At 65.6% G+C, this 9,043-nt stretch carries 11 protein-coding genes; 4 read left to right on the top strand and 7 right to left on the bottom strand.

Annotated features, from left to right (window positions below):
- Positions 1 to 470: alpha/beta fold hydrolase (locus B3446_RS27755; protein WP_291387348.1), on the bottom strand; the 470-nt coding region annotated here is incomplete at its 3' end.
- Positions 467 to 1,345: a fumarylacetoacetate hydrolase family protein gene (locus B3446_RS27750; protein WP_291387346.1), complete on the bottom strand. Its 879-nt coding sequence runs from the start codon at positions 1,343 to 1,345 to the stop codon at positions 467 to 469. The genes B3446_RS27755 and B3446_RS27750, both read right to left, overlap by 4 nt.
- Positions 1,346 to 1,609: 264 nt before the next feature.
- On the opposite strand from B3446_RS27750, the gene B3446_RS27745 reads away from it, so the two are divergent.
- Positions 1,610 to 2,464 carry a helix-turn-helix domain-containing protein gene (locus B3446_RS27745; RefSeq protein WP_291387344.1) on the top strand — a complete coding sequence of 285 codons (855 nt, stop codon included), beginning with the start codon at positions 1,610 to 1,612 and terminating at the stop codon, positions 2,462 to 2,464.
- 72 nt (positions 2,465 to 2,536) lie between these two features.
- Here the strand turns inward: B3446_RS27745 and B3446_RS27740 are convergent, their stop codons facing one another.
- Both B3446_RS27740 and B3446_RS27735 read right to left on the bottom strand, forming a co-directional pair.
- Positions 2,537 to 3,217: an SMI1/KNR4 family protein gene (locus B3446_RS27740; protein ID WP_291387342.1), complete on the bottom strand. Its 681-nt coding sequence runs from the start codon at positions 3,215 to 3,217 to the stop codon at positions 2,537 to 2,539.
- Positions 3,218 to 3,233: 16 nt separating this feature from the next.
- Positions 3,234 to 3,821, bottom strand: coding sequence for an SUKH-4 family immunity protein (locus B3446_RS27735; RefSeq protein ID WP_191575725.1), 588 nt, complete (start codon positions 3,819 to 3,821; stop codon positions 3,234 to 3,236).
- A gap of 204 nt (positions 3,822 to 4,025) precedes the next feature.
- Between B3446_RS27735 and B3446_RS27730 the strand changes: the two genes are divergently transcribed.
- A complete protein-coding gene (locus tag B3446_RS27730; RefSeq protein ID WP_291387339.1) occupies positions 4,026 to 4,460 on the top strand; it encodes a hypothetical protein in 435 nt (144 codons plus the stop codon).
- A gap of 5 nt (positions 4,461 to 4,465) precedes the next feature.
- Here the strand turns inward: B3446_RS27730 and B3446_RS27725 are convergent, their stop codons facing one another.
- Together B3446_RS27725 and B3446_RS27720 are read right to left on the bottom strand one after the other, a co-directional pair.
- Positions 4,466 to 6,097, bottom strand: a complete 1,632-nt coding sequence (locus B3446_RS27725) for a methyl-accepting chemotaxis protein (RefSeq protein WP_291387337.1) — start codon at positions 6,095 to 6,097, stop codon at positions 4,466 to 4,468.
- Between the two features lie 188 nt (positions 6,098 to 6,285).
- Positions 6,286 to 7,260 carry a GlxA family transcriptional regulator gene (locus B3446_RS27720; RefSeq protein ID WP_191575728.1) on the bottom strand — a complete coding sequence of 325 codons (975 nt, stop codon included), beginning with the start codon at positions 7,258 to 7,260 and terminating at the stop codon, positions 6,286 to 6,288.
- A gap of 171 nt (positions 7,261 to 7,431) precedes the next feature.
- Here B3446_RS27720 and B3446_RS27715 point away from each other — a divergent pair, with 171 nt between their 5' ends.
- Together B3446_RS27715 and B3446_RS27710 are read left to right on the top strand one after the other, a co-directional pair.
- Positions 7,432 to 7,788 (top strand): DUF1428 domain-containing protein, encoded by a 357-nt coding sequence (locus B3446_RS27715; RefSeq protein ID WP_056323968.1) that lies wholly within the window; start codon positions 7,432 to 7,434, stop codon positions 7,786 to 7,788.
- Positions 7,789 to 7,844: 56 nt separating this feature from the next.
- Positions 7,845 to 8,342: a VOC family protein gene (locus tag B3446_RS27710; RefSeq protein WP_291387332.1), complete on the top strand. Its 498-nt coding sequence runs from the start codon at positions 7,845 to 7,847 to the stop codon at positions 8,340 to 8,342.
- Positions 8,343 to 8,374: 32 nt separating this feature from the next.
- On the opposite strand, the gene B3446_RS27705 is transcribed toward B3446_RS27710, so the two are convergent.
- Positions 8,375 to 8,896 (bottom strand): DUF1993 domain-containing protein, encoded by a 522-nt coding sequence (locus B3446_RS27705; protein ID WP_291387330.1) that lies wholly within the window; start codon positions 8,894 to 8,896, stop codon positions 8,375 to 8,377.
- Between the last annotated feature and the right edge of the window lie 147 nt (positions 8,897 to 9,043).

The raw sequence follows: 9,043 nt of genomic DNA, 5'->3' as shown, positions 1-9,043 counted from the left end.
GTGCGGCGGCTGGTGGCGCCCTTGACGATGGCATCGGCGATCTCCTGCATGGCGGGCGCGCCCTGGCGGGCAAGCGCCGCCCGCGCCCGGATGCTCGGCCGCCCCGCCTCCGGCGGCTCGGCCAGCGGTCCGAACAGCGCCAGCGATCGGACCCCGGCCGGTTCCTTCAGCGCCAGATGCTGCGCAACGATGGTCCCCAACGAATGCGCCACGACGTGCACTGCACCGCAGTCCAGCGCTTTCAACACCGAGACCAGCGCGTCGACATAGCCCGAGATGGACAGCTTGCCGTCCGGCAAAGGCGATCTGGCGCTCCCCGGCAGATCCGGGCGGATGACGCGATACCCCGTCAAAGCGCCCATCAGAGGCGTCCAGGTGTTGGATGAACCGCCCAGCCCGTGAATGCACAGCAATGCGGGCCCGTCGCCGTCGATTTCCACCGTCAGGCCATTGATCGTTCTTGTCGTCATGACGCCTTCTCCACGAATTCGTTCTCGATGCTGCCCAGCCCCTCGACCTCCACGCGAACCACGTCGCCAGCCGCCAGATACCGGGGCGGCGTCATCCCCATGCCGACACCCGCTGGCGTCCCGGTGGCGATCACGTCGCCGGGATACAACGTGATGCCGCGCGAGATCGTTTCGATCAGGGTCGGGATGTCGAAGATCATGTTCTCCGTGGGACCGTCCTGCCGAAGTTCTCCGTTGACCCAGCAGCGCACGCGCGTTCTCGTCCCATCGAATGCAGCTGCCGTGACGATCCACGGCCCCATTGGACAGAAGGTATCGAACGACTTGCCCATGTCCCATTGCTGATGCCGCATCTGCACGTCGCGGGCGGTGACATCGTTGATGACGGTGTAGCCGAAGACGTGTTCCATCGCCGCACCGCGCGCAATGTTCTTGCCCGTCTTGCCGATGACTACGCCCAGCTCGGCCTCGTAGTCGATCTGCGCGGACACGCCGACCGGCAGCAGAACCTGCGCGTGCGGTCCCACCACGCATTCCGGCACCTTGGTAAAGACAATGGGCCACGATTCCGGATTGGCGTCGTTGTCCTTGAAGACGGACGCGGACAACTCCTTTGCATGCGCATGGTAGTTGCGCCCCACGCACCACACGTTGCGCCGCGGCCGGGGCAGCGGCGCCCGCAGGTCGACGTCGGACAGGCGCAGCGGCGCCAACGTGTCGGGCAGCGGGCGGCCAGCCGTCAACAGGTCGATCACGGCCTGCGCGCCGAGATGCCTGCCCGCCGCATCAAGCGCCAGGGGCGCGACCGACAGGCCGTCGTCCGACACCAGGCCAACGCCCGGCTCTCCATTCATCAAAAAACTTGCAATCCGCACCGCAGTCTCCTTCGTGCTTCTGAAAATGGGCGAGCGGTTCATGCCTCGCCGTCAGCACGACTTTAGAAGCGCCGGCACGGCCGCGCTTATCGTTCGGTGCGGGAACTTATCGCAGAGTCAGATGGCGTGATAGGTGTATACACCTAGAGCCCGGCAATGCCCGAAACCACGCCCATAAAATTCCCGCAGAAGGCCCCGGCGGACAGGTGGCCACGGCGAGGCGAGTGCGCGCGCCTCGCCCGATCAGAAACTGGGAGACAGATCATGCAAGAGACTTACGCCTTGCACGAAGGCGCGTTCGGCCGCGCGGTCGTGCTGGAGCTGCGCGGGGATTTGATTGCGCATGCACATGCGGAAGTGCAGCTTGCCCTGTGGCTGGGCGGCGCAAGAGCCGAGGCGCACGTCGGCTCGAAACTGGTGCCCTACAGCGAACACCTTGCGCTCGGCACCAACACCTATGAATCCCATGACGCCCGCCTGCTCGACCGCTCGGGTCCGGCCGTCTTCCTGGTTCTGTACATCGCCAAGCCCTGGCTGGACGAGCGCCGCGCCGCCACCGGTCGGCCGTTTCATTTCACCGCGCCCGGCGTGCCCATCGACCCGGCCGTGCGCCAGGGCTGTTGGAGCCTGCTGGACAAGATCGTCGCGCCGCAGGACCATCCGCGCGCCGACATCGACGCCGAGGTCGAGGCCCTGCTGCAGGCAGCGATCGAATCGTCCTCCCAGACCAGCCGCCCGCCCGGCGCGGCCGTGCGCCCGCAGACGCTGGACCGGCGCCTTCGCACTGCCATCCTGTACATGCGCGAAAACGTCCACGAACCGGTTGCCGTGGAAGACATCGCCAGCAAGGTGGGGCTGTCGCGGGGGCACTTTTTTGCGCTGTTCCGCGACCAGCTCAACACCACGCCGCAGGTGTTCTGGAGCGCGGTGCGCGTGGAGGAAGCCGTGCGCAGGCTGGTCCAGCAGGAACAGCCGCTGACCTCGGTCGCGATGGACCTGGGGTTTTCGACGCCTGGAAACTTCTCGCGGTTCTTTCGCGATCACATGGGCGTGTCGCCGTCGCGCTTCCGGCGCGCGGCCTCGGGCGCCGCGCCCCATCTGCTGACGGGGATCCCCTGAAAGACGCGTCGCAGGACGCGACCGCCGCTCACGTGCATCGCGCCCGGGTTCATGGCGCCAGGTTTTACTGCGCTACGCTTCCCCGCATTCCCAACGCGGCACCACGTCGAAAGGCGCATCCTCGGCCGGCGGCAACAGCGCCAAAGCCGCATCCATAGACGCCTCACTGATCCAAACCGTCGCCCCGTCCGCCGGCACTGGCGGGGCATCCGCCATCAACCGGTCCAGTTCAGCCTGCATCGCCAGCGGCAGGTATTCCTTCAATGCGTTGATGTTCGCCGCAACACACGCCACCGCTTCGGCCGCCGTGAAGCCATCCTCGACAAGGTGCCCCAGGTCCGCCGCGCTGCGCACCAGCGCGTCGAACACAAACGCCTCGAACGACGCCCATTCCACGCGCGCATCGCCGCTGTCATGCCAGACGAGCGCAACGCCCACACCGCCGCCCGCCATGGGCGTCAGGCAATAGGCATCGCCCGCGCCGGACTCTGCGAACGGCAGGAAGCGCCTGCCGTGCTGATAGCCGGGATTGAGCCATTCCTCGGCGGTGTCGCGCGCCTGCTGCGCGTCGATCCATTCCAGGTCATCCATGCAGGACAATACGGGCCGCGCGGCCAGCGTGTTGCCCTTCCAGTCGGCGCGCCATGCCGCGCTGTCCTCGCCATAGCCGGTGCGCCCGGCGTCGATCAGCCGGGCCAGCATCCCGGGCAAGGCCACGCCGCAATCCTCGGCCAGTTCGGCAAACGTTGCCATTCGTCGTTTTCCTTCGTCAGAACTCAAGCACGTCCAGGAAGCACTCGGCCTCGACCGGGTCGCCCAGCACAATGGTCAGCGCCTGCAACGCTCGCGCCCGATGCTCGGGCCTGATTTCCCAGTCATCGTTGCGCAGGTCTTCGTCGGCCTCCAGGCACACGACGCCGACCGCGGCCAGCGCGGCCGCGAAGGTCGGCAGATCGGGCGCCACCACGTCGGCGTCCCATGTGCCCGTGCCGTGCATGGCGTAAAGAATCTCGCCGGTCCCGGTGTCCAGGATGAAGGGGTCCGCGTTCTGGTCGGCGATCACCAGCCAGTTGTCCTGCCACTCGGCAACGCGTTCGCCATTCGACGCATCCCAGCGATAGCCGGCCTGCCGATCCCACAGCTTGTAGAGCGGCGGAAAGCTGATGTTGGTTTCGGAAAGCGTAATGCCGACCGGTCCCACGTTCTGGTGATAGGTGGCGCCCCATGGGCCCACCTGTTCGTAGAAGTCGGCGAGCACCTGTGGCAGTGCAATGTCGCCCTGCCACGCGTCGCGCGGCTGCGGGCGCAGTTCGCCGAACCGGGCGAACTGCGCCCGGAGGTGTTCAAAGGAATTCATATTGATGCGTATCTGGACAACGTATTAGCGATAAATCTTGCCGCGCCGTCAGCGCGGACGGCAGCGCGGGTGGTAGCAACCGAACTTCGCGCGCGGCGCCAGACCGCATTTTGCTACATTTGAACGCCCTGCTCCGAGGCGACGCACGATTGAAGCGCCATGGGGCGGCGGCAGAAGAAAACCGCTTTCGACCACGGACAATTCATGCGCCTACCGTTTGCAGTTTCCGCCTTAACCCTGGCCGCGCTCCTTGCGGGCACCGGCGCCCACGCGCAGCAATGGTTCGACGTGCCGCCGCGTCCCGATCACCCCAACGTCTCGATCCGGATCGGGGGCCTGCCCAACACGCAGCAAGCGTCGGGCAACGCGCGGGGCAGGATGGAACTGCGCTACACCGCCGCGCAGACCATTCCGGGCGCGGACAAGCAGCCCGTGCGCTATGACCGGTCAGTGACCGAGGTGCTGTTCGATTGCCGCCGGTCGCAGGTCGGTTTCTTGCCGGCCACCCGCTATTTCCTGAACGACACGCTGGTCACCACCATCAAGGACGAGACGCTGGACGAAAGCCAGGTGCAGTTCGTGCGCTTTGCGCAAGGCAGCCCGCAGATGAAGGCATTGCAGGCCGCCTGCGGAGAATAGCGGCGCTAGGCAAGCATCAACGTGCCCGGGGCGCGAGTGGGATCTTGCTCCGGTCCGCGCCGCGTGGTGTCTTCAGACAGCCTGAACACGCCCACCGCCCGCACCAGCTCGCGTGCCTGGTCCTGCATCGAGCCGGCGGCGGCAGCGGCTTCCTCGACCAGCGCCGCGNNCGCCGCGTTCTGCTGCGTCACTTCGTCCATCTGCGCCACGGCAAGGTTCACCTGATCGATACCGCTGGCCTGCTCGTGCGACGCGGCGGCAATCTCGCCCATGATGTCCGTCACCTGCTGCACGGCGGTGACGATCTCCTGCATGGTGGCGCCCGCGCCCTCGGCCTGACGCGCGCCCGCGCCCACCTTGCCGGCGGAATCTTCGATCAAGGCCTTGATCTCGCGCGCGGCCTGCGCGCTGCGCTGCGCCAGCGAGCGGACTTCACCCGCTACCACGGCAAAGCCCTTGCCCTCCTCGCCCGCACGGGCGGCTTCGACCGCCGCGTTGAGCGCAAGGATGTTGGTCTGGAACGCGATGCCGTCGATCACCGACACAATGTCGGAAATCTTGTGCGAGCTGGCCGAGATCTCCTGCATGGTGCCGACCACCGCGGACACCGCCGCCCCACCGCGCAGCGCGATTTCCGATGCGCTGGCTGCAAGCCGGTTGGCCTGGCGCGCGTTGTCCGCGTTCTGCTTCACGGTCGAAGCCAGCTCTTCCATCGACGCCGCGGTTTCCTCAAGCGATGCCGCCTGTTCTTCGGTGCGGCTTGAGAGATCGGCGTTGCCCGCCGCAATCTGGCCCGAGGCGCTGGAAATCGTTTCCGATCCGTGCCGGATCGCACGGACGGCGCCCGCCAGCCGCTCCTGCATGTCCTGCAAGGCGTGAAGCAGGCGCCCAGTCTCATCGCGGGAGCCCGCTTCGATCCGCTGGCCCAGGTCACCGCCCGCCACGGTTTCCGCGGCCTTGACCGCACGCGCCAGCGGTCGGGTGATCGACCGGCTGACCCGCCACGCTAGCAACGCACCCAAGGCGAGCGCCAGGCCGGCCAGGCCCACGTTCAGCCGCTCGGCTTCCTGGATGACGGCCTGGCTTGCAATGCCGGCTTCGTCCATGTCGGCCGACTGTTCCCGGGACAACGCGATGATGTGATCCTGCAGGCTGTCCAGAATGGGCAACGTCTCTTGCAGCATGCGCTGGCGGGCGCCGTCGCGATCAGCGCTTTTGAGCAGCGCGCCCACCGACTGGAAGGACTTCACGTATCGGCCCCGAGCCTCTTCCAGCGTGCGCAGCCGGGCGCTGACATCGGCCGTCGTCATCAACGGCCGCAGGGTGGCCAGGGCGTCGTCGATGCGCTTGCGGTTGGCCTCGATCTGCTGGAACAGCTTGTCCATCGCGGCCGGGTCGGCGTTGACGATCAGTTCCAGATTGACGCGGGCGTTGGCGCGCGTCGTGACGTCGACCACCGAGATCGCGTTGGCCTTCACCCAGGTTTCCTGCGTGATGGCGCGGTTGATGCTGCCGATGCGTGTCAGTTCGAAATGCGACACGCCGGCCAGAGCCAGCAGCAGGGCCAGCACGACGCCAAAGCCCAGGCCCAGTTTGGTGCCGATGGAGAGATTGCCGAAATGGGTGCGGAGCTTCATAGGTGGGCCTCAGGGAAAACCCCAGTCTATGTTTCCCGACACATTTCGCAAACATTTGCGCATGGCGTTGTTTGCGATTCCACAAAGACAACGAAGATAAGGCGTGGCGCAGCAACACTGCTGCAACAAGCTTGACGTCGGCCCGCGTGCGGCAGCGTTCAAGCGGTCTTTGCAGCGCAATCGCCGTGCTATTGATACCGCTCGCGATATCCCACAGGCGACATGCCGCAGTATTTGTTGAAGATGTCGCGGAAGGCCTTGGTGTCGTTGTAGCCGACTTCGTACATGACTTCGGAGACGCTCTTGCGCGAGCTTTCCAGCCGCTGCTTGGCGGCTTCGACGCGCACACGCTGCACGTATTCGACGATGCTGTTGCCGGTGGCCTGGCGGAAACGCCGCTCCAGCGTGCGGCGGCCCAGCGCGTGGCGGCCGGCCAGTTCCTCGACGGTGATCTTTTCCTGGTAGCGGCCTTCAATATATTCCTGCACCGCCCGCACGATTTCGTCCGCGTGCGACTTCTGCCCCATGAAGACCGAAAAAGGCAACTGGCTCTGGCGGCTCCAGTCCAGCTGGAAATACTTGGCGCACCAGATCGCGGTGTCCCGGTCGGTGTACTTTTCGATCAGGTGCAGCACAAGATGCGCGGCCGAAAACGCGCCGCCGCTCGTATAAACCCCGTTTTCTGCCATGACGACGCGATCGCTGGTCCAACGCACCGTGGGAAAAAGGCTGGCGTACAGGTTTTGCGCGACCCAGTGCACCACCGCCTGCTGCCCATCGAGCACGCCGCCCGCGGCGAGCAGCGCGGCGCCCATGCACAGGCTGGCGACCTCGCCGCCTTCGCGGTGATGGCGCGACAGCCATTCGATGAGTTCGCGGTTGGACAGGACCGCGTCCGATACCGAACCCAGAAGCGGCGGCGCAATGCAGATATGGATGTCGGTGGCGTCGGCCAGCACCATGTCGGCCTGCACCTTGATGCGTCCGTCGTCCAGGCTGACCTCGCGCGTCAGCGCAAGCGTGCGCACATGGAACCGCGGCTCGCGGCCATGCGCGCGCAGGTATTCGTTGGCCACCATGAAGCCGTGGCGCGCGGTTTCCAGGGACGCAATATTGGTCCCCTTGGGAAGCAGGAACGCGACGTTTTTCATCTCGCCAAGCATACGCCTGCAGGCTGACGCAATCCACCCGCAATATTGTCGCAATTGCCTATCTGAAAGCCGCCTGGATCCCGATAAAGTGGTTCCTGCCGATCCAGGAATCCGGACGGCGGCCGGAACGGATTGCGGACGTGCCGGCCCAAACCAGAACAACACGGACGTGAGGAGTGATCGATGGACAAGTACATAGACGGTTTCCTGCTATGCGTACCCAAGGCCAATCTGGAGACGTACAAGAAAATGGCTACGCACGCCGAGGGCATCTGGCGCGAGCACGGCGCGCTGGACTACCGCGAAGGCGTGGCCGACGACATCGACGGGGAAGGCTTCGCGTCGTTCAGCGCGGCGGCCGGGGCGCGTGAAGGCGAAGTGGTCGTCTTTGCGTGGATCCTGTATCCCAGCAAGGAAGCGCGCAACAGCATCAACGCCAAGGTGATGTCCGACCCGCGCCTGGCGGACATGTGCTGCGAGGGCGTGTTCGACGTCAAGCGCATGTGCTGGGGCGGCTTTGCCACGCTGGTCGGCAACTAGCGAACCCGGCCGCGGGCATTCAACCCGCAGCCGTTCAACAAACCTGGAGACACATCATGGCCACCAAAGCAGCCAAGCCCATTCCCGACGGCATGCACACGCTGACGCCGCACATTATTTGCGAGGGCGCATCCGACGCCCTCGCCTTCTACCAGAAAGCCTTCAATGCCGAGGAGCTGATGCGGCTGCCCGGGCCCAACGGCAAGATCATGCACGCGGCCATCCGGATCGGCGATTCGGTCCTGATGCTGATGGATGATTTTCCGGAATGGGGCAGCCTGGGACCGAAGGCGCTCAAGGGCACGCCCGCGGTGCTGCACTTGTATGTGACCGACGCAGACGCTTCGATCCAGCAGGCGGTCGCGGCGGGCGCGCAAGTCACGATGCCCGCCGCCGACATGTTCTGGGGCGACCGCTACGGGCAGGTGGTGGACCCGTTCGGCCACCGCTGGTCCATCGCCACGCACATGCAGGACCTCACGCCCGAGGAGATCCAGCAGAACATGGCGAAGATGGGGCCAACGGAGGGCTGCGGAGACCCGTCAAAAAAATGAGGGTGCGGCGACGCCGCGTCCGCCTGGATTCATCAGGGGGCCAGTTGCGGGTACGGCCCCAGGAAATCCAGCTTCCCGATCGGCACGCCAGCCTGGCGCAGGATGCCGTAGGCGGTGGTCACGTGGAAGTAGAAGTTGGGCAGCGCGAACGTCAGCAGATACTCGTCGCCCTGGAATTCAGGCTTGAAGTTGCCAAAGCTCAGCGTGATGCGGCGGCCTTCGGCGCCGTCCACCTGCTCGGGCTTGACGCTTTCCAGATATGCGATCGTGTCCGCGACGCGCTGCTGCAATTGCGCAAGCGTGGTCTCGGTGTCGGCGAATTTCGGGGCGTCGCCTTGCGACAGCCGCTGTGCCGCGAACTTGGACGCATCGCTGGCACGTTGCACTTGCCCCGACAGCGGGTACATATCGGGCGCGAGGCGCGCATTGACGAGTTCCGCAGGGTCGATGCCGGCGGTTTGCGCGTGCGCGACGGCCTTTTCAAGCAACGCGGCAAGAACGTTCAGGCCGCGGATGAAGACAGGCACGGATGCTTGGTACATGGACAGGGGCATAACGACGGGTTCCATAAGAGTTGGGCAGCAAAAGTGCGTAGACAGGCGCCGGGCGCCGGACGCGTCGGGATTGCAGCGATGTTACGCCGGCCCGGCGCCGCCCGGTCGGCGGTGCCGGCGACATCATCGTTCTTCATGCCCGGATAA

It is taken from the genome of Achromobacter sp. UBA5777 (assembly GCF_002418565.1).
Taxonomy (GTDB): domain Bacteria; phylum Pseudomonadota; class Gammaproteobacteria; order Burkholderiales; family Burkholderiaceae_B; genus Achromobacter; species Achromobacter animicus.
The sequence above is the reverse complement of the archived record's forward strand: the minus strand, read 5'-3'. Positions and strand labels throughout refer to the sequence as shown.

Bases quoted from the DNA above. Each gene is read 5' to 3' on its own strand.
- B3446_RS27715 (WP_056323968.1), top strand. From the start codon at position 7,432: ATGGACAAGTACATAGACGGTTTCCTGCTATGCGTACCCAAGGCCAAT.
- B3446_RS27710 (WP_291387332.1), top strand. From the start codon at position 7,845: ATGGCCACCAAAGCAGCCAAGCCCATTCCCGACGGCATGCACACGCTG.
- B3446_RS27705 (WP_291387330.1), bottom strand. From the start codon at position 8,896: ATGCCCCTGTCCATGTACCAAGCATCCGTGCCTGTCTTCATCCGCGGC.
- B3446_RS27720 (WP_191575728.1), bottom strand. From the start codon at position 7,260: ATGCTTGGCGAGATGAAAAACGTCGCGTTCCTGCTTCCCAAGGGGACC.
- B3446_RS27730 (WP_291387339.1), top strand. From the start codon at position 4,026: ATGCGCCTACCGTTTGCAGTTTCCGCCTTAACCCTGGCCGCGCTCCTT.
- B3446_RS27740 (WP_291387342.1), bottom strand. From the start codon at position 3,217: ATGGCAACGTTTGCCGAACTGGCCGAGGATTGCGGCGTGGCCTTGCCC.
- B3446_RS27735 (WP_191575725.1), bottom strand. From the start codon at position 3,821: ATGAATTCCTTTGAACACCTCCGGGCGCAGTTCGCCCGGTTCGGCGAA.
- B3446_RS27745 (WP_291387344.1), top strand. From the start codon at position 1,610: ATGCAAGAGACTTACGCCTTGCACGAAGGCGCGTTCGGCCGCGCGGTC.